Raw genomic sequence first — 19,622 nt, forward strand, 5'->3', positions numbered from 1 at the left:
CAAATATATTACACCGTTTCGGCTATAGCGTCAAATTTTTTTATATCATCGGCTGTTGAGCTGATCTTTTGTTTCCCGCCGCGGTTTGAGCGTAATGTACGCGAAAAAAGCGACAGGTCTCTGTCGAACAAAAAGCGGAACAATAAACCAGTGTACGAAGTATGGTAGCCCAGGTTTTCGTAATGTTCGTTTGCTATTGATTTTATTTTGGGAAGATTATTCCAGGGTACCGAAGGAAAGTCGTGATGTTCGTTATGGTAACCCACGTTCAGGTTAACACTATTTAAAACGCCATAATAGCTTTTGGTTTCCTGTTCGTCACCATGGGTAAGATAATGCTCCTGCAGCCAGCGCGCACCGAGAGGGTGTAAACCGATGGAGAAAAAGAAACTGAACACCATGAACATAGTAGTCTTGGCTCCGAAGAAATAAATCATACAAGCCATAAAAGCAATTTCAACGATCCAGTTTACGGCTGTCCAGGCGTCAAAAAGCTGTATCTCCTTTAGCCTGAAAGGGCGCAAGGCCTGGAATATCGGGAACAGTAATAACCACACGGCTTTACCGTACCACGAATTGCTGATCAGTTTAGCTTCCCACTCAAAAGGCATATCTGCATCCAGTTCGGCCACGCCCTGGTAGGAGTGGTGCTTGATATGATATTTTTGAAACGATACTGAACTGGGGAATGAAAGAGGCAGATTGGCCAGTATGCCGGCAAGTGTATTTAATGTGCGGTTCTTAAAAACCAGGTTATGTGCGCACTCATGTATACAGATGAACAACGCATGGCTCGCGAATGCACCTATACAATAAGCTGCCGTTACCACCAGCCACCACGAGCTATTTTGCAAGGCGATGCCTATGCCTACCAGCAGGCTTACGCAAAGCACGATCACCAAAAAAGTATAGGGGTTGCGGCCTATAAGCTCTCTGATCTCGGGATGGTCGGTAATTATTTTTTTTGTTCGTTTTTTGTGAGGTTCGCTTTCGTCAGACCAGTTGAACTTGTTTATTTTGGGCATACAGTTAAAATATGAACCTGCTCATTTGAAGCAGATAAAAACCGAAGGTAGTAAAATAGGATGAGTTAAGTTATCAATAATTTGTCATAACTGTTATGGGTGTTTACGTAAACACTGATGATATCTAACCATTGGTGCTTATGTTGCCAGTATCAACACAAGCGCTGCCCCTTAACAAAACCGAATACTTTAGCCTGATAGGCAGGCAGATAAAAACCGGAGAAAAAAAGCATGTTAATGTTTAATACGTTGCCATCGCAGCATGTAATATGCAGGGAGTTTTCATCATTGATGATAGTGCCGGGTGCGGTATTGGCACTTACAACTGTATTTATAACCTGTGCATCCATCAGTTTTACTTCTTGTTGATTAAATATGCTAAGCGCTCCTTTGTTCCAGGGATTGCAGGCGCGTATCAAATTACAAATTTCGGCTGCGGGCATTTGCTGCCAGTCAATGCTTACATCTTTTAAAGCCGGACGTTGCTGATAGGCCCTGCTACCAATGCCTGAGATTACCGGCAAAGGCATTTTGTTGAGCAGTAAGCTCAAAATATAAAACACGCCCTCTACACATATTTGCCCTAATACCTGGTTGGCTATCTCATAATTAAAATGCGGTTGGATATCAGTTTCTTTCAGCCAGTAGATAGGGCCGTCGTCAAATTTTTCGGATACTTTGTGGATGGCGACGCCTATCTTCTGACCATGTTTCAATTGCCAGAACACCGGGGTTGACCCCCGGTAAGCAGGCAACGTGCCGAAGTGGATATTGAACAGCGGGGTAGGGCAGGTTTTTAATTTGTCGAGCCTGATGAGGTGCTTGTAGCCCAGCATAAAACAAACATCAAAATTATGTTTAATCAGCCAGCTATAAAGGTCGGCAGGGTTTTTCTCCTGAGTGACATTAATATTAATCTGCTGCGCAAAAGCCGATATTTTTTGATTGACAAAATCATCGGGCGAAGGCGAAAAATAAATATGCACCGATATCTGCTGACTTACAAGTGCGTAAACAAAAGGAATAAAAGTATCGGTGTTGGTGATAACGCCTATGCGCATGTGTAGTAACTCAGGCATGAATCTGCCGTAATGCAAATTACTTAGGAATGTTTATAAAAGTATAGGTAAAGCCAATAAGCCTGTTGCTCTTTTAAGAATGTTGCAAATGCGAAAAAGTAAAAGTAGCCGCATGAGGCACGCCTTTAACATAGCCGTATTTCTTTGTATGGGCCGGATTGCTTGATTTAAAAGTGAAAGAAGCCTCGTTATGTGCTGCGGTAGGACCGCTGTTAATATTACCCTGGCTTATCAGTACAAGCGTCATCGGTTGCCAAACTTTTTTTTCTGGCTGACTTTTGTTGTCAGTTATCTCTGAATGGTTTTTCATTGGTTATTATTTTTTTTAAAGTTAGCATTTCAAATGCTAACATCAATAAGTAATTGTTAAAATAATTATTAAAAGCATATATACCTTAGCACTAATATGCAAGGTATATATGCTTTATCTGCTGCTAAATGCCTTTAATTAAACGACGGGAATATGCCCGACCAGGCAATAATATAATTAATGGTCAAAAAGGACATCCTGTTCTCATGCGGCAGGCTGTTGCCTACCGGTTGTATTGTTCCCGGATCGATTGTTTGCAGGTTCAGCGACGCAGTATTGGGCACCCATTGTGTTACGGTAGTGGCAGGAGTTGTTACGTCTACAGGTGCTGCCAGCAGCGCGCCGTTTGGCGAGGCTGCGTTGCCGGTAGCTGCCGTACCAAAGGCAGTATGGGTGTGCGCCGGAATGGTTTGAGTGGTAAGTGTAACGCTTTCAGTGCCGCCAATTTGTCCCATTGTCCTTGTGGAAAGACCCTGGCCGGTGCCCTGATGTACTACCATGCGGCCGCGCAGGTCGGGCACGGCAAAAGTGTTTACACCGTCGCCGCCGTAAGTTGTTCCTATTAAAGTATACAAAGCCTCGTATTCCGATATCGGCTTTAAACTGCCGTCGCATTTAAAATATCCCGGGGGAGCGAAGGTAAAACCAACTGATCTTACTTCGCCTACATATGGTTGTGACATATTTGATGTTTTTGTGTTTAAAATTGGTTAAATTCAGTTAGTTCCTCGATGGGAAAATGCCCTGCGTAGCTATGCAAATGTTCATTACTAAAAACGGTGGCATATTGTTATGGGGCTGCGTGCCGCCTGTGGTGCCGATAGTACGCGGTTCTAAAGGTACCAGGGTTTGCGTACCGGTGGCATAGGCATTGATCACATCATTAGCAGCTAAGACACTTTTGGCAACGGCCATTCTCGAAGTGGAGGTTACATTGGTGGTGCCTGCTGCTGTCTGTGCCGCAACGATGTGGATATGCTGAGGGATTTGTGTTTGAAGTAAAGTTACGTTCTCAACACCTGCAATTTCGCCTAATACATAATTAGCGCCCGATACAGGTGATGGGCCTGTGCCGAGCATGGTCCTGCTCATTAAATTTGGCAAAGCAAAAGTACTCACCCCGTTACCGCCATAGGTGGTGCCAAGCAATGAAAATAAAGCTTGGTTTTGTGCTATCGACAGAATTTGCCCGTTACAAAGCGCCCAGCCCCTGGGTGGTTGATTAAAACCGAAAACCCTGATCTCGCTTAAATATTGTTCCATGTTAATATCTTATTAAAATAAATGATGATTAAGTTCAGCTTTAGTTTCTTGCAGGGAAAACACCCTCTAAAGCGATATAATAACTGATAGTTAAGAATGGCGCCCTGTTTTCGTGCGCCTGGCCGCCGCCTGCCGGGCTTATCATGTTGGGCGCCATCGTGGTGTTGGGTGCTGTTGTGACAAAGGTGTTGACCGCGCCATTGCCCACCGACGTTGATTTTGCGAAACCGTTGGCGAGGAAGGAAACATTAGCAGCAGGCGCGTTCGTTTCAGAACCCCTTTCAATAGCCACCGGGGCATTATCGGCTGTAAATGTGTGGTTATGTGCCGGCATGTCGCTGGTTATTATGGTAATAGCATCTGCGCCTCCGTTTTCACCCTGAACGTAATCCTGTAGTCCCGGCCCCTGGCCGGCATTATACAGCGTTGTACCTCCAATGTTGGGTATCCCAAAAGTGGTTGAGCCATTACCGCCGTACATGGTACCTAATAGCGAGAACAGGGCCGTATACCTGCTGATGGGTAGTATCTGCCCATTGCATTGAAGCCAACCCCTGGGCGCAAAATTGTTGGCAAAAGGCCTGATCTCGCCTAAAAACTGATCTGACATAGTGTTAAGGTTTAATAATTGTTAAAAAAAATATATTAATTAATAAAAAGCTTACTAATGGTCCGGCCGCACAAGGACAGTGCAATTACTTTGTGGTAACGCTAAGTTAATATTGAAACACCTCGGATTGGGGATTTATACGGCGATATTTCAGTGTTCTAAATGTAGATAAAAATATCTGATGAAAACAAAAAAAATATACATTATTTGTTGCGAAGATTAATTGGACATACTTACAGCGGAGCTGTTCTTCAAAGGGATAGCATGATGATAGGCAAAGCATTTAAAAACAATTTCTTTCTGAAATTATTTTGTCTGATATATTTTTTGTTTATTTGTATCACCCAAAAATTGATATGGAAACTATTCTACAGCAAAATAACAACCTGCCTAAGGAGCAATCAAAAGGCAATTTTGAAAAAAAAATATGGGCAGAACCCGAGATTACTTTAATTAGCAGCGCCAGCATAGAAGGTGGGCCCCACCCGGGCTTGCATGAGGCTACCACTTCATTTGGCTCTAAAGGTTCACTGTCTTAACTTCAATAATTGTTTTATTCATATTGCTGGTTTACCTTTTGATTGAAAGGCAGGCGCGCTGTATTTTAAAGGAATGTTACTCTGTTTATTAGATAGAGTGACTCCAACGTTTTATTGCACTTTGTTTCCTTATTACTAAGTTTATTAAAAATGCATCCGCTTTATTTAATTATTGGAGTAGTATAGGCAGAAATTACCTTAATCTCATCTGGGTCAATACCTATGTGTGATCGCCCTTAAACCTTTTTGGCCGGTTTGCCGATTCGTCTTTTAAATACTCCTCAAACAGCGAAATCTGAGTTCTACGGTTTTTCTGTATCGGTACTAAACTGGTACGCCCAGCGGATAAGTACACCCACGCCAATGCCCGATATCAGGATGATGTAGAGTATAATGAACGATATATTAATACAATGCCCTACGTTCTTTTTACCGTCGCTCGGGCCGAAGTAAGGGTTTTGATCCCAAAAGAAAAGCCACATTAAAAAGAACACCGTCCAGATGGCAAAGACCGCCACCAGGCCGTAGATCATTTTTTGCCGCCATTCCCAGGCTTCGCCTTGAGTCTTCACCTGGTAAAACAAAACGCCTCCGCCAACTAAAAGCACCAGGATAAGCACAATATTGATGAGTCCTAAAACCTGGCTGTAAGTTGGGTTGATATGTTGGCCGCAGGGGTTGGTAACCAATAAGCGCCCGAACTCAAGCAGAGAAGCCATCAGCGTATGTTTAATGATCTTCGTATCAATCGTCGTCGTATCAATTTTGATGAATTTACTCGCCAGTACTTTTTGCAGTTCGCCGTAGCCGTTATCATCGCCAAGGGTTTTAACGGATACGCCCCCAAGTGCATTCTCTAATGCGTAATCGTATTTTTCGCCCAGAGTTTTTTCGTCATCGTACCAGATATCGATATAGGTTTTACCGTAATCGGCCTCGATGTGCGCCGATGATTCGCCTTTGCCATAAATAACCGTAGCGTCGGAGTAATTGGTGCGTATACTATTATAAGGTATATAGCGCAAAAACTGCTGCGGTTTATTCTGCCATATCACACCGCTATAGCTTAGGCCCATAATAAATTTGGATGGAAGTATACCCTGATCGAGATACAGTGCAAAGCAGGTTTCAACACTATAATTACTGCCGTTATCCAACGGGGCCAGCGGACCGGGAGTGTTGATGATCTCGCTGAAGTCGATGATAAAACTATCAGCATATTTATCCAGGGCCACCAGGTCGTAGGCAACACCTTTATCATCGGCAGGCAAGGTAACACTTAGTACGGCGCCTTTGGGCAAAGCCTGTCGGAGTGAGGCTAAAAAGCCTACAAAATATCCTTTTTGATGCGCGCCTAACCCATTAAAATCAATATTGATACCGTTCGCTCCAATTTGCTGCATCATTTTTATTGCCCTGCTTATCAGCCCGGTTTTGGCAGTATTGCTGTTTAAAAACTTCGATGTACTTCCCGGGCTGTTGTTGTATAAGGACAATAGCACCTTGCAATTGGCTTTTTTAGCGCTATCAACGGCCGATACATTATTGCTCAATTCGGTTTTATCGATATTATCAATCAGATTTACGCCATAAACTAAAGTGGTCAGCAACTTAAAATTAAAGCTCTTGATATTGTTTTCGGATACATCCGAATAATAGCCCAACACCTGTGCCTGGTGCCCCAGGCTGAGCCGCTTAATATATGCCGTGTCCTTATTTTTCGAGGTATCAGTTATTAAAATAGTACCGTTGTACAATTTGCGGATGGTATTGAGCTTGGCCTGCTTGGCTTTAGCTTCCGCCTCGGCTTTAGCCACCTGGCTGGTATTGGCATCGGCAACCGGCGGTTTGGCGTTGCGTTCTTTTGCCGGCGTATCAACCGTGGCTGGTTTGGTGTTAGCCGCCGTTTTACTGGCATTTGCAATACTGTCGGCCTTATGTTGTTTTTGTTTGATGCTATCCAGCAGTTTAGTTAGCTGTGCCTGTGTAACAACGCTGTTTAAATGTTTTTGCAAAAGCAGCAACGAATCGGTAAGGCCTTTGATTTGTTTGGCAGCAGTTGCTGATTGCTGGGTTGCCGCCAGCGAATCCTTAATAATGTAATTATGAATGATTTTGGTTACCCGGACCTTTTCGTTGTGCCTGAACCTGAAAGGTTGGATGATTGCCTTTAATGGCTTTACGATCTTGCCCAGTAAAGTGGTTTTAGCTTTTTCGGTGGCTTGTTTTTTTAAACTGTCTACCTGCTGATGGCATATGGCATTAGGCGATTTATCGGCCGCATAAACACCTGGATTTACGATCAGACTTTGGAGTGATATCAATACGCAAACTGATACAATAAATAATAAGGTTTTGATCATGGTTGAGTGATGCGTATAAAATTAGGATAAAGATTAAAAAAAATATTTAGCCAGATATTTTTTTTTACGGTTTTTTTCGTAATGTTACTGATGATTTGAACCTGAATCATTTATAGTAGGTCTATTTAATAAATAGGTTATTTATTAACCTATAAGTTAATGCTCCCCGGGCTTATTATCAATGTACTTATCGAAGGCCGTTCGGTATAAGGTGTGTGACCTTGAATTTAGTAGAGATTTTATTTTGTAGATATAACTGTATATGATATATGAGGCATTGTCGTGCTTAGCGGATGAGATTAATGAGTATTTCAGAAACAAGCTCCGGATAAGCGAAGACAAGGTTATACTGTCGGGTTTAGTTAACCAGGATGGTACCGTAGCAATACAGGGCGAAAATAAAGTAGCGATAACGCTGGTAAATATCGAAAAGGAGACGTCGGGTGGTGCGGCGGGTAACTCGTTTGTAAGTAAATCGGGTGCTACGCATGTTAACCTGTATGTCCTTTTTTCGTCTTACTTCAGCGCCGGCAACTACCCCGAAGCATTGAGGTTTTTGTCGTTTATCATTGCCTATTTTCAATATAAAAACGTGTTTACAACATCCAATACGCCAAGGCTCGATAAAAGCATTGACAAATTGGTTTTTGAAATGGCAAGTATTACGCCCGAACAGCTTAACAACATATGGGGTTCGCTTGGTGCTAAGTACATGCCATCGGTAATATACAAAATGAGGATGCTTACGTTCGACGAATCGATCATCAGGGAGTACAGGCCAGTTGTTTCGGGTATCGACAGCGATAGTAATTTAACAAACAGATAGATATGCTATCAGTATTTAATACGCTTACTAAAGTTAACTTTAACCATAGCTACTTTGCTGATGGCATATTCAATGCGTTGAGTGTACAGATAAGTGATGCCACGACTCGCGAGATGAACAATAACGGCCTGTTCCTGAAAGCTTTCAGAGGAGGCTTTCATTTATTGTACGATGAAAACTATGGTGCTTCGGGCCGTACCCGCGAAAGTGTATTGAACGAAGGACTGACTTTGCAGTTTGTCCTGGTATTAAAAGACAACCTGTTTTTTAATTATACCGCCGATGTACCGGAGCAGTTAAGCACAAGCGTTTATTACTTGGGTAATCGCGCGAATACGGCGGGAGCGGTGCTGCATGCCGGTGATTTTGTTTCGGCTAAGGATATTGTGGCTGTTGCCGATCTGAAACAGTATTTTTTTGTAAAGCCATTTGCGATATTGGAACTGGTACTGGCACCAGATCTGCAAAGCGAGTGTTTCATCAGATTCCAGTCGCGGGCAACCTATTGGCGCTATATTTTAATGAGCGGCCACCTGCAGCAATTAAACAGCCCGGCCATAATCGACGGAGAGGGCGGAAGTGAATTCGGCGAGCCGTTAAGTGTTACTTTACCCGGCAATAAAGAAGTGAAAGCATTTGTATCAGGAAGCCAGATGCAATTAAGCCAATACCCGGCGAAAACCTTCCAGCTTGCCGAAAATTACCAGGAAGGCTCGTTAAAGTACAAGGTGATTATCAGGGCCCTGCCTCAACCAGATATCAGTGCGATCTCAAAGATACCTAATCATAATTCTACTAACATTTCAGACATTTTTATTTATTAATCCAAATTACCATGGCATCAACTTACATGACCCCGGGCGTCTATATCGAAGAGAAGGACGCTTTCCCAAATTCGGCAGTCGCGGTAGAAACCGCAGTGCCCGTGTTTATCGGCTATACCGAAAAGGCTGATTTATACAGTAACTCGTTGTTGAACAAGCCTACGCGTATTACTTCGTTTGCCGAATACCTCGAAAGATTTGGTGCCGGTTTTAAAGCGAAGTATACCATCACCAAGGTTACCAGCGATGACGATAAGAAAAAAGCAGCGTTGCATGTTGAAAACACCATTATTGTAGGTGCCGATACCTGGTATGTGGATATCGCTAAAGATAACACACTGTACCTGTTCGATAGCATTCGTATGTTTTATGCCAATGGCGGTGGCCCTTGCTACATTCATTCTGTTGGCCTGTATGGCGGTAAAGCAAGTCTTGAAGTATTGTCTACCGATTTCACAGGCTCAACCGATAACCCGGTGTCTGCTTTCGATATCCTGAAAAAAGAACCGGAGCCTACTCTGGTAGTTATACCTGATGCCATAGCTCTGGGCGATGGCGCTTACAATACCGTTTATACTACCGCATTGCAACATTGCGCTGATACGCAAAGCCGTTTCGCAATATTAGACCTGGCTCAGCAATCGCCGGTAGATCAAACATCTGATATTGTAGGCAAATTCCGCGACGATATAGGCATCAACGCGTTAAACTACGGTGCAGCTTATTACCCATGGTTAAAAACTGCCCTGGTACAGCCGACCGAGGTTGACCTGGATAATATCGACCTTGGCGCTGTAGCTGCTGCCGATTTCTTTCCCGAAGCAGCAGCAAAACAAGTATTGGCCAAATACGATACCGACAGTAAAGCGGCTGCCGATGCGATCAAAACGGCACAGGATGCGCTTGCCGCTGCTAAAACACCAGAAGATGTAGCTAAAGCTACCGCAGACCTGGCTAAAGCAAACGATCAGCCTAAGAAGATTAAAGATAGCTTCCTCCAATCGTTAAAAGCAGTGAGCCCGACCTATGGAGCAGTTTTGGAGAAAATTCGCACCAAAATGAACGAACTGCCACCAAGCGGCGCTATGGCAGGTTTATACACCATGGTTGATGCAAGCCGTGGCGTATGGAAAGCGCCTGCCAACGTTTCGGTTAACCTGGTGAACGCACCATCGGTAAACATTTCGAGCGAAGAACAACAAAGCCTTAACGTTGACGTGATGGCTGGTAAATCGATCAACGTGATCCGTGCATTCCCTGGCATCGGTACCCTGGTTTGGGGAGGACGTACGCTGGATGGCAACAGCCAGGACTGGCGCTACATCAATGTTCGCCGTACGCTGATCATGATCGAGCAGTCGATCAAATTAGCGGCCCGCGCTTACGTATTCGAACCCAATGATGCCAACACCTGGATCACTGTGAAAAGTATGATCGATAACTTCCTGACCAACCTTTGGAAACAAGGAGCATTGGCCGGTGCGGTTCCGGAGCAGGCTTTTGATGTACAGATCGGACTTGGTTCAACCATGACGGCCAATGATATCCTCGACGGCAAAATGCTGGTTACCGTAAAAGTAGCTATCGTACGCCCTGCTGAGTTTATCATCATCACGTTCCAGCAACAAATGCAACAATCATAATTTAACTTATTAACCTAATTTAATCACTAACATTTAAAATATATAGTCATGGCAGATGATGGATCAGCACAGTCGACCACGGTGTGGCCGTTGGTCAAGTTTTCATTTCAGGTAAAAATTGCAGGTACCGAGCTTGTTTTCCAGGAAGTAACCGGTTTATCGGCAGAGTCGCAGGTTATTGAGTACCGCGCAGGTAACAGTAAAGTTTATTCGACCATAAAAATGCCGGGTCTACAAAAATTCGGCAACATCACACTTAAAAAAGGTATGTTCACTAAAGATACTGCCTTGTATACAGCGTTTATGGCCACGAAAATGAACACCATTAAGCGAGCGAGTGTAGTTATAAGTTTGCTGGATGAGAACAATGCACCGGTAATGACATGGACGTTGCTTAATGCGTTCCCATGCAAAATAACCGGTACCGACATGAAGTCGGACGGGAACGAAGTTGCCGTTGAAAGTATGGAACTGGCGCACGAAGGTTTAACCTTTGCCGCTAACTAATAGTAAAAATTAAACAAGTTGGCCGGCAGGTAGGCATAAAACCACCTGTTGGCCAGCTTTTTACTGAAGGATAAAACCGATTGCCGCTTTAAAAAGTGGTTTTTGTTGTTTAATAGGGGTGCCTTATTCCCCGATGGTTTAAGTAATTGATTAACAATGGCCGATGCATATTATCCCCCTGTAGGGTTTTATTTTCAAGTGAATGTTGGCAACATGACCGGGGCCAACGAAGGCGCTTTTCAGGAAGTGAGCGGCCTGAGTTATAAGCTGGGTATTAAAGAAGTGCCCGAAGGCGGCGAAAACCGTTTCGTGCACAAATTCCCGGTGCCGGCTAAGTACGAAAACCTGACCCTGAAGCGCGGCGTGCTAACCGGATCATCGATCATATCGTGGGCACAAACCGCACTGGGGCAGTTTACGTTTACACCCGCGACGGTTGTGATATACCTGATGGACGAAAACTCGAGCCCCATCATTACCTGGAATTTTGTGAACGCTTATCCGGTAGCCTTAAAAGTTGAAGATCTGAAAGCACAGGGTAATACGATTGCAGTAGAAAGCCTTGAATTGAGTTATGACTATTTTACCAAAAGCTGATTATGCCGATCGAGATCAGGGAACTGAAAATTAAAGTAACGGTGGACGATCAATCAAAAAGGAGAGACGCCCCCGAAATTAAAGATATTGATGCACTGAAAAGCAGCATCGTTAAAGAATGTGTGGATAAAGTAATGGCTAAACTAAATACTTTAGCCGAAAGATAAACCTATGGCAGCAGCCGCATCAGCCAGCAGTACGCTGGTTAAATTAAAGATAGAAGGGTTTGACGATCCTGCCTGTGTTGCCCAGAAGAAGGGTGAGATAAGTGCTTTTATCAATCCGTCTACCTACTCGCGCAATTATACCGCAGTGTACGAAACCACCCCCGAGGTGGATGCCAACGCACCTACACAGGTTTTTAAGCGTATAGGCAAAAGTGATCTTAAACTAAGTTTTTTTGTAGATGGCACAGGTATTGTACCCCTGGGTAGTTATGCTAATGTAGATGCTTATGTAAATGCTTTTACCGCTTTAACGCTCGGCTACCAGGGCGATCTGCACCGGCCGTTATATCTGCTTATTACCTGGGGAAGCTTGAAATTTACCTGCATTTGCAAAAATGCCGATATCAGCTATACGCTGTTTACACCCGATGGCAACGCGTTACGCGCCAACATCGACGCCACTTTTGCCGAAAGCATCGACTATCAGACCAAAGCTAAAGAGGCTGAAAAATCTTCGCCCGATTTAACGCACATGCGCGTGGTAAAGGCCGGCGACACTTTGCCGTTGATGACCTACCGCATTTATGGCGACAGCAAATACTATATACAAGTAGCTAAACGGAACGGTTTAAGCAGCTTTAATGCGATAAAACCCGGCGATGTATTATATTTCCATCCACTAACCAACGATATCAAATAATTATGGCCGCAGCACCTTCGCCGTTAAGTATCGCCAACCCGCAATTAACCATCGCTATTACCGTGGGCGGCAGCGCGCTGCCGGATACCAGTCCGGTTGTTTCGATTAACATAACACACGAGGTTAACCGCATATCGTTTGCCGAAGTAGTTATCATCGATGGCGATATTTCGACAGGTACTTTCCCTTTAAGCGACAGCGATACATGCAAGCCCGGTGTCGAGATACAGATCAAAGCCAGCTATACCAATGTAGCGGCGCTGATATTTTCGGGTTATATCGTTAAACAGTCGGTACAGATCACCCACGATCAATCGAACAAAGTGGTACTTACCTGCAAGCATAAAGCGGTTGCGATGACCTATAACCGTACCGAGGCCGAGTTTTCCGGTAAAACGGACAGCGATATCATTACCAGTCTGATCGGTAACTATTCGGGTCTGAGTGCCACGGTAAAAAGCACCTCCGTTTCGCAGGAAACGGTTTTTCAAAAACTATCATCCGATTGGGACTTTATGCTCGCGCGGGCCGAGTTTTATGGATACATTGTTACTTTGGGTAATGATGGCAGCGTAAATGTCGGCCCGCCGGACACTTCAACTTCGGCTGTTTTAAGCGTAACCGCGGGCGATTCGATACGATCGTTCAGTGCCACTTTAAATGCCGAAAAGCAGGCTCCGTCCATCACAGCTTCGGCATGGGATATTAAAAACCTTGCCTTGCTCACTGCCAGCGGCGCTGAGCCTTCGGTAACTACGCCCGGTAATATTACGGCAAAAACCATGTCGGCACAATTGGGGCAGACGGCCCTGACCATAACCTCAGGCACACCGATGCTGCAGGACGAGTTACAGGCCTGGGCCGATGGCAACCTGATGCGCATGCGGATGACAGCCGTAAAAGGCAATGTGAGCTTTATAGGCAGCGAACTGGTGATGCCTGGCACCATCATCACACTGGCCAACGTGGGCGCGCGCTTTAACGGTAATGCCTTTGTTTCGGCCGTGAACCATGTTATCGAAGATGGCTCATGGACTACCTATGCCACTTTTGGTTTGGATAATATACCCGTTGCCGAACGGGCGAATATCTCTTACCCGGCAGCCGTGGGGCAATTGCCCGCCATTGGCGGTTTACAGGTCGCAACAGTTAAAAAACTATCGGGCGACCCGGCCAGCGAGTACCGCGTACAGGTCACCTTGGCTTCGAGCGGTACCGGAGCTTCGGACGGTATCTGGGCAAGGATGGCGAATTTTTATGCTACTTCTACCGCAGGTTCAGGTTTCTTGCCCGAAGTAGGGGATGAGGTTGTGGTCGGCTTTTTGGAGAACAACCCGCGTTACCCTATCATTTTGGGTTCGCTTTATAGCAGCGGCAAACAACCGGTTAACCCGGCTGCCGACGAAAACAACTACATCAAATCCATCATCACCAAAAGCAGCTTAAAGATCAATTTTGATGATCAGAAAAAAGTGATCACCTTTTTAACCCCGGGCAACAATACAATTGTATTGAGCGATGATGCCAAATCGATCGAGATTACCGACCAGAACAGCAATTCGATCAAAATGACCTCGTCGGGCATCGCTATGTCGAGCAATAAAGATATTACACTTAATGCCACCGGTAACATAACTCTTACAGCTACTCAAAAAATAAACCTCAGCGCCACCCAGGATCTGGTTGCTTCGGGTATGAATGTAAGTGCTACCGCCAACATGGGCTTTACGGCCAAGGGTAACGCTACCGCCGAGGTTTCGGCATCGGGACAAACCACCATTAAGGGCGGTATAGTAATGATTAATTAATTAAAAAATAAAGATATGGGAATGCCAGCCGCAAGATTAACCGATATGCATACCTGCCCGATGATGACACCGGGAGTACCACCAATACCTCATGTAGGCGGGCCGATTATTGGTCCGGGAGCACCTACGGTGCTCATCGGAAAGATGCCGGCCGCTGTGATGGGTGATAGCGCAGTATGCGTTGGCCCGCCCGATTCGCTGGTTAAAGGCTCGTCAACAGTGATGATATGCAACAAACCTGCTGTGCGCATGGGCGATACCTGTGCACATGGCGGTACAGTGGTGCTGGGTTGCCCTACAGTTTTAATTGGAGGATAATTATGCCCGATGATATACAATCGTTTTTAGGTACAGGATGGTCTTTCCCGCCGGCGTTTACCAAATCGCCCGAAATGGTGCGTATGGTATCTGATGAGAAAGATATCGCCCAAAGCCTGCACATCATACTCAACACAACACCAGGCGAACGCATTATGCAGCCCGAGTTTGGCTGCGATTTGAAACGCCTGGCTTTTGAAATAAACGATTCGACCCTGATAGCCAATTTTAACCATATTATTTACCATGCCCTGCTTAATTTTGAGCCACGTGTTAATTTCATCGACGCAAAAATTATCGACCGCGATGAGCTCGACGGTGTGCTGCATATCCAGGTAAACTACAAAATCATCATCACCAACACCAGGCATAATATTGTATTTCCATTTTACCTGCAGGGAGAGGGTACCAATGTTTCTGTTTAGTGCTGTAGCGTAATGTATATCGATCTAACCAATTTAAACGAAGGCACGAGCCAGGATGAACGCCATGTTAAAGCGCTCATGCCCGATTTTATTGATATCGATGAACGCGATATTCCTGATTTCCTGAAGTTCATCACTAATCTTTCGGCACAATTCACCTATTATAACATCAGCAATAAACCCGAAGGCGCCTGGGACGATTTTTTTAAATCGGACATTAACATCCTGCTGATGCTCATATCGAAGTTTGATATGCAGGCGCAGATCAACCTGTTCTCGCAGCACGAAGATGAGCTTTACCTTGCCGCGAACGAAAAAGACTTGTTTTCGGCATTGAAAACCATGTTCGATTTTGTGCTGCATGTGTTTAACCTGCTGTACGATCTGCGCGAGCGTTTGCTCAACGTATCCAACCGGGGGCGGATGTCGCAGGAGTTGTTTAAGATAGTCGACAGTTTTGATGATGAGGCTCTAAAACTGAACCGGTATACCCATGAGGCACGACAGGTATTCGGCAAGCAGCTTGAAGTACAAACCCCCGATTACTTTATCAATATCAATACCGAAGAAGGCGACAAAGAGGCAATATTTGTCGGGGCTACACCCAAAGAACGGATCATCAATGCGATGCCGGCTATAAAAAGGGTTTTTAACGATCTCAGCACCAAGTGTAACCACTTGTTAGGTGTAACACGCTTTTATTTAAAAAGCAACAATATGCTTACCCAGGAGTACCCGCCTTACCTGGCTTTGTATATTGCGTTTTTACATTTGTACAAGCATCTGCAATACAAAATCAACGAGATCACCAAAGAGCATCTCGACCTGTATTATAAGCGCATACTGAGCCTCGAACACAAAAAGACTGTTGCCGATAGTGTGCACATTGTTTTTGAAAAAGACGACGCTTCGCCCTACGTTTTATTGAAACAGGGCGAAGATCTGCTGGCACAGATAGCCGGTCAGCAAAACCCCGCCACGTTTAAACTCAATGAGGACCTGTTAGTAACCGGTGCGCAGATAGCAGAGCTTAAAACTATATTCCTCGCCGAGCGCATCCAATTGAAAAACCTGGCGGGAATGGTAAAAGAAACACAGGTTTACAACGGGACCTATGGCTCGAGCCTGGCTTCGGTAGTCCAAAAGGATCAAACGCCGGTAACTACATGGCCGGTATTGGGCGAAGACCAGGAAGGCTTACCGGATAATGCCCGGTCGATGGATATGTCGAACATCGGTATTATACTGGCTTCGCCGGTATTGTACCAACCCGAGGGGCGCCGGTTGATCACATTCCATATTTATCTGGAAGATGATTCGTATATGGGGCTGATGGCCTACTTTACTAATTATTCTAACGTTGCGCAAAAGGAGATAGAAGCGGTAAGTCATCAACTATTGTCGGACGCCTTTGTGATACACTATACCGATGTGACGGGCTGGGTTGAAATTGAGAGGTACAGTGCTTTATTAAACGAAGACGAGCGCCGGCTGGAAATAGAGATGCACATTAACCAGGCCGACCAGGTGATCGATGTGTACCGGCCCGAAATACATGGAGGAACTTACGATACCAACTGGCCGATATTCCGTTTCCTGCTCAAAAATTATTCGGTAAATAACCCTTTTACCTATTTGCAAAATGTTAAGATAAACCGTATCAGCATTACAGCCGATGTGAGTGGCAGCAGAGCCGTTAAGCTGCAAAACAATGTGGGTATGATAAGCGCTACCAGCCCAAGCCAGATATTTGGTCCGCAACCTTCTGCCGGCTCGTATCTCGATATTAAAAACTCAAACATATTTAATCGTTACACGCTTGGTTTTTGCATTAAGCTTGATTGGATAGACATACCGAAAGAACCCGGTGGCTGGGGCGTTTATTACCAGGCGTACAATAATGGTATTAACAACAGCTCGTTCCGGGTAAAACTAAGTGTGCTTACCGACGGCAAAACAGTACCCAAGCCCGTTCAGCAGCAGGAGTTCAGTTTGTTTGAGAGTGAGAATAATGACGGTGTGCTGAGCAATACCACGGAGCTGCAAAATATTGATATCAAACGGCTTGAACTGGTTAAAAAGCCATTGCTGGATAAAGAAGATGTTTTGCAGGATAAAAACTTTGCCGAAGGTGCAGTGAGGATCGAACTGACGGCGCCCAAAGATGCGTTCGGCCACAGGTTGTTTCCGCAGATATTCCCACAGGTAGTGATGCATAATGCCAAGAAGTCGAAAAAGCTTCCTTTGCCTAATCAGCCTTATATTCCGCTTATCCGGTCGTTAAGTATTGATTATACCCTGAAACATTCCGAAGGGTTGAGCGCGGCTAATGCCCGCAGTGCCGACGGGGTGGATCTGAAGATGTTTCACCTTTACCCGTTTGGTTACGAAGAAATATATCCGGGTAAAAAACGTGCGCCGTATAACCTGATCCCTAATTTTGATCACGGGAACAACCTTTACATCGGCTTAAAAAATATCATCCCCAAGCAGGAGCTTACCTTGTTCTTCCAGATGGAAGAAAACAATTTTACCAATCTCTCCAAGAAGCCCGAGCAGGTATACTGGAGCTATATGGACGATAATACCTGGGTGCTGCTGACCGAAAAGGATGTTTTGGCTGATACCACTAATAATTTCATCAATTCGGGCATCGTTAAAATAAAACTACCGGCCGATTTAAGCACCGGCAATACCCGTGCAAACCCCAATTTGTACTGGATCCGTGCATCGATGAAAGGGAACACTAACGTCAAATCAAAAATAATAGGCATCTACACCCAGGCGGCGGCGGCTACCAGGGTGGTTACCCGTGGAACCAAAACTTTAAATATCCCTGCGGGGAGTATCAAATCGTTTAAAAGCAAGGTTATCGGTATACAGAATATCGTTCAGCTTTTCCCGTCGTTTGGCGGTAAAGCGCCTGAAACCGACGACCAGTTTTACATCCGCGTAAGCGAACGTTTGCGTCATGGCCAAAAACTGCTCACCAACAGGGATATCGAGCAGGCTATCCTCGAACGCTTCCCGGAGATATTGATGGCTAAATGTATCAGTCCGCAGCAATACCCGCCTGATTATGTAGAAAAATACCGGCCGAACCCGCGCGTGGTTCTAATCCCGCGCGATCAGAGCGGTAACCTGTTTACCAGCGATGAGCCGAAAGTGAATTTGTCGATACGCTATCAGGTTAAAAAGTTTTTGGAACGGGCCATACCATCCTTTGTAAAGCTGGATGTGGAGAACCCGGTTTATGAGCGGATAAAAGTGATCTGCACTGTAAAATTTGCCGATGACAGCCTGCCTGATACCGGGATGTACGTCCGGAAGCTTAACGATGATATCAAACGATATTTATGCCCGTGGCTATTCGATGATAATTCGAAATTTAAAATAGGCAGCAGCATTTACATTGCAGAAATGCTCAATTATATCAAAAAGCGGCCTTATATCAAATACGTTACCGGTTTTTCGCTGGTACATTTTTATACGGCCATTGATGACGACGGCGAAGTAGTGGCTCACGCGGTTGATTACGCGAACAATAACGAGATGTATATCCGCGGTTCGTTGCCCGAAACGGTGTTGATATCCAACAGCACACACCTTATCACGGTAGAAGACGATATGAAGCCGGTAAAGCCAAAACGAGCCGGTATAAGCGAGTTTGCGGTGATGGACGAATTACTGGTTAACCAGGACAGGCAAAATACCGTAATTGCAGATGAAAAACTGCACGAACATAATGATAATAAAGATATGCCTGATCTTTTTGACCTGGTGATACCTTTTAACTTAGATTAAACGAAAATGGAAAATAAACCAATCAAAATTTCGGGCAGGCAAAGGCTGCTGGCGTATTTTCGAAACGGTAAGATACCATCAGAGGAGCATTATTCTGATCTGATAAATTCCATGGTGCACAAGGATGACGATGGTTTTTCGAAAGACGAAGAAAACGGGCTGAAGATATATGCCGATGAGAAGTATAACAGCCTGATTTCGTTTTATAAAAATATCAATGCCATTGAGCCATTTTTCGTGATCGGGAAGGATAAAACAGACCCCGATGCGTTAAAAATACAACCGATTGATGATTCGGCAGATACATCGGACCCGATAGCCGACCCTGATACAAACAGTGTATTTTTCCATACCAACGGCAAGGTGGGTATAGGTAAAAAATGTGAGCCGCAATACAAAATGGAAGTCGATGGCTTTGTGGGAATGGGTGGGCGTATCGGCACCTATAAATCGGGCTCGGTATCTGCAGATGGTAAATGGCAACCGATTATTAAAAATTTACGCAATGCCCAGGCATTTGAGATAGTTGCCCGTGTAGGCAAAAAGGGTACAGGCAAATGTGCCATAATGCACGCCACGGCGTTAAGTATTTTCGGCCCTAAGGGTGCCAAAGTACGGCGTACAAACGGGTACTTCGGCTGGTTTTGGAACAAGATACATTTGCGCTGGACAGGCGACTCGACAAATTACGCGCTCGAAATAAAAACAGGCTCAAACTTCGGCGAAGGAGTGGAGATATTTTATACCGTAAGCCGTTTGTGGGACGATAGCTTATTTTTGAGTGATGATTACTATTATAGCGATAAGACATAGC

20 protein-coding genes are annotated in these 19,622 nt (G+C 44.8%); 13 read left to right on the forward strand and 7 right to left on the reverse strand.

Annotation, left to right across the window (positions count from 1 at the left end; translation table 11 throughout):
• Window positions 1-8: 8 nt before the first annotated feature.
• From BEL04_RS02125 to BEL04_RS02150, 6 genes are all read right to left on the reverse strand, one after another.
• Window positions 9-1,025, reverse strand: a complete 1,017-nt coding sequence (locus tag BEL04_RS02125) for a fatty acid desaturase (protein ID WP_065999690.1) — start codon at window positions 1,023-1,025, stop codon at window positions 9-11.
• Between the two features lie 152 nt (window positions 1,026-1,177).
• Window positions 1,178-2,104: a methionyl-tRNA formyltransferase gene (locus tag BEL04_RS02130; protein WP_254659513.1), complete on the reverse strand. Its 927-nt coding sequence runs from the start codon at window positions 2,102-2,104 to the stop codon at window positions 1,178-1,180.
• 73 nt (window positions 2,105-2,177) lie between these two features.
• On the reverse strand, window positions 2,178-2,414 hold the full coding sequence (locus BEL04_RS02135) for a hypothetical protein (protein WP_065999694.1): 237 nt from the start codon (window positions 2,412-2,414) through the stop codon (window positions 2,178-2,180).
• Between the two features lie 134 nt (window positions 2,415-2,548).
• The gene (locus BEL04_RS02140; protein ID WP_065999696.1) at window positions 2,549-3,097 is read right to left on the reverse strand and encodes a phage tail protein; all 549 of its coding nucleotides are present in this window, start codon (window positions 3,095-3,097) and stop codon (window positions 2,549-2,551) included.
• Window positions 3,098-3,134: 37 nt separating this feature from the next.
• Window positions 3,135-3,677 (reverse strand): phage tail protein, encoded by a 543-nt coding sequence (locus BEL04_RS02145; RefSeq protein WP_065999703.1) that lies wholly within the window; start codon window positions 3,675-3,677, stop codon window positions 3,135-3,137.
• A gap of 40 nt (window positions 3,678-3,717) precedes the next feature.
• Window positions 3,718-4,287 (reverse strand): phage tail protein, encoded by a 570-nt coding sequence (locus BEL04_RS02150; RefSeq protein ID WP_065999706.1) that lies wholly within the window; start codon window positions 4,285-4,287, stop codon window positions 3,718-3,720.
• A 356-nt stretch (window positions 4,288-4,643) separates the two neighbouring features.
• On the opposite strand from BEL04_RS02150, the gene BEL04_RS02155 reads away from it, so the two are divergent.
• Window positions 4,644-4,826, forward strand: coding sequence for a hypothetical protein (locus BEL04_RS02155; protein WP_065999708.1), 183 nt, complete (start codon window positions 4,644-4,646; stop codon window positions 4,824-4,826).
• Between the two features lie 302 nt (window positions 4,827-5,128).
• Here BEL04_RS02155 and BEL04_RS02160 read toward each other — a convergent pair whose 3' ends face one another.
• Complete coding sequence (locus BEL04_RS02160; RefSeq protein ID WP_065999710.1) at window positions 5,129-7,189, reverse strand: glycoside hydrolase family 18 protein; 2,061 nt, start codon at window positions 7,187-7,189, stop codon at window positions 5,129-5,131.
• A 262-nt stretch (window positions 7,190-7,451) separates the two neighbouring features.
• Here BEL04_RS02160 and BEL04_RS02165 point away from each other — a divergent pair, with 262 nt between their 5' ends.
• The 12 genes from BEL04_RS02165 to BEL04_RS02215 all read left to right on the forward strand — a co-directional run bounded on the left by BEL04_RS02165 (window position 7,452) and on the right by BEL04_RS02215 (window position 19,621).
• Entirely contained in the window at window positions 7,452-8,015 is a 564-nt protein-coding gene (locus tag BEL04_RS02165) for a DUF4255 domain-containing protein (protein ID WP_065999712.1), read from the forward strand.
• Between the two features lie 2 nt (window positions 8,016-8,017).
• A complete protein-coding gene (locus BEL04_RS02170; protein ID WP_065999713.1) occupies window positions 8,018-8,839 on the forward strand; it encodes a hypothetical protein in 822 nt (273 codons plus the stop codon).
• Window positions 8,840-8,850: 11 nt separating this feature from the next.
• On the forward strand, window positions 8,851-10,482 hold the full coding sequence (locus tag BEL04_RS02175) for a phage tail sheath C-terminal domain-containing protein (RefSeq protein ID WP_065999715.1): 1,632 nt from the start codon (window positions 8,851-8,853) through the stop codon (window positions 10,480-10,482).
• A gap of 48 nt (window positions 10,483-10,530) precedes the next feature.
• On the forward strand, window positions 10,531-10,989 hold the full coding sequence (locus tag BEL04_RS02180) for a phage tail protein (RefSeq protein WP_065999716.1): 459 nt from the start codon (window positions 10,531-10,533) through the stop codon (window positions 10,987-10,989).
• A 156-nt stretch (window positions 10,990-11,145) separates the two neighbouring features.
• Window positions 11,146-11,586 carry a phage tail protein gene (locus tag BEL04_RS02185; protein ID WP_065999717.1) on the forward strand — a complete coding sequence of 147 codons (441 nt, stop codon included), beginning with the start codon at window positions 11,146-11,148 and terminating at the stop codon, window positions 11,584-11,586.
• A 2-nt stretch (window positions 11,587-11,588) separates the two neighbouring features.
• Window positions 11,589-11,753 carry a DUF5908 family protein gene (locus BEL04_RS24140; RefSeq protein ID WP_175403979.1) on the forward strand — a complete coding sequence of 55 codons (165 nt, stop codon included), beginning with the start codon at window positions 11,589-11,591 and terminating at the stop codon, window positions 11,751-11,753.
• 4 nt (window positions 11,754-11,757) lie between these two features.
• A complete protein-coding gene (locus BEL04_RS02190; protein ID WP_065999718.1) occupies window positions 11,758-12,453 on the forward strand; it encodes a hypothetical protein in 696 nt (231 codons plus the stop codon).
• A 2-nt stretch (window positions 12,454-12,455) separates the two neighbouring features.
• Window positions 12,456-14,261 carry a type VI secretion system tip protein VgrG gene (vgrG, locus tag BEL04_RS02195; protein WP_065999720.1) on the forward strand — a complete coding sequence of 602 codons (1,806 nt, stop codon included), beginning with the start codon at window positions 12,456-12,458 and terminating at the stop codon, window positions 14,259-14,261.
• 15 nt (window positions 14,262-14,276) lie between these two features.
• Window positions 14,277-14,579 (forward strand): PAAR domain-containing protein, encoded by a 303-nt coding sequence (locus tag BEL04_RS02200; RefSeq protein WP_065999722.1) that lies wholly within the window; start codon window positions 14,277-14,279, stop codon window positions 14,577-14,579.
• Between the two features lie 2 nt (window positions 14,580-14,581).
• Window positions 14,582-15,004 (forward strand): GPW/gp25 family protein, encoded by a 423-nt coding sequence (locus BEL04_RS02205; protein WP_065999724.1) that lies wholly within the window; start codon window positions 14,582-14,584, stop codon window positions 15,002-15,004.
• 12 nt (window positions 15,005-15,016) lie between these two features.
• Complete coding sequence (locus tag BEL04_RS02210; RefSeq protein WP_065999728.1) at window positions 15,017-18,808, forward strand: hypothetical protein; 3,792 nt, start codon at window positions 15,017-15,019, stop codon at window positions 18,806-18,808.
• A gap of 6 nt (window positions 18,809-18,814) precedes the next feature.
• Window positions 18,815-19,621 carry a hypothetical protein gene (locus BEL04_RS02215; RefSeq protein ID WP_065999732.1) on the forward strand — a complete coding sequence of 269 codons (807 nt, stop codon included), beginning with the start codon at window positions 18,815-18,817 and terminating at the stop codon, window positions 19,619-19,621.
• Window position 19,622 lies beyond the last annotated feature (1 nt).

The sequence above is a fragment of the Mucilaginibacter sp. PPCGB 2223 genome (assembly GCF_001705515.1).
In the GTDB taxonomy this organism is placed as follows: Bacteria; Bacteroidota; Bacteroidia; order Sphingobacteriales; family Sphingobacteriaceae; genus Mucilaginibacter.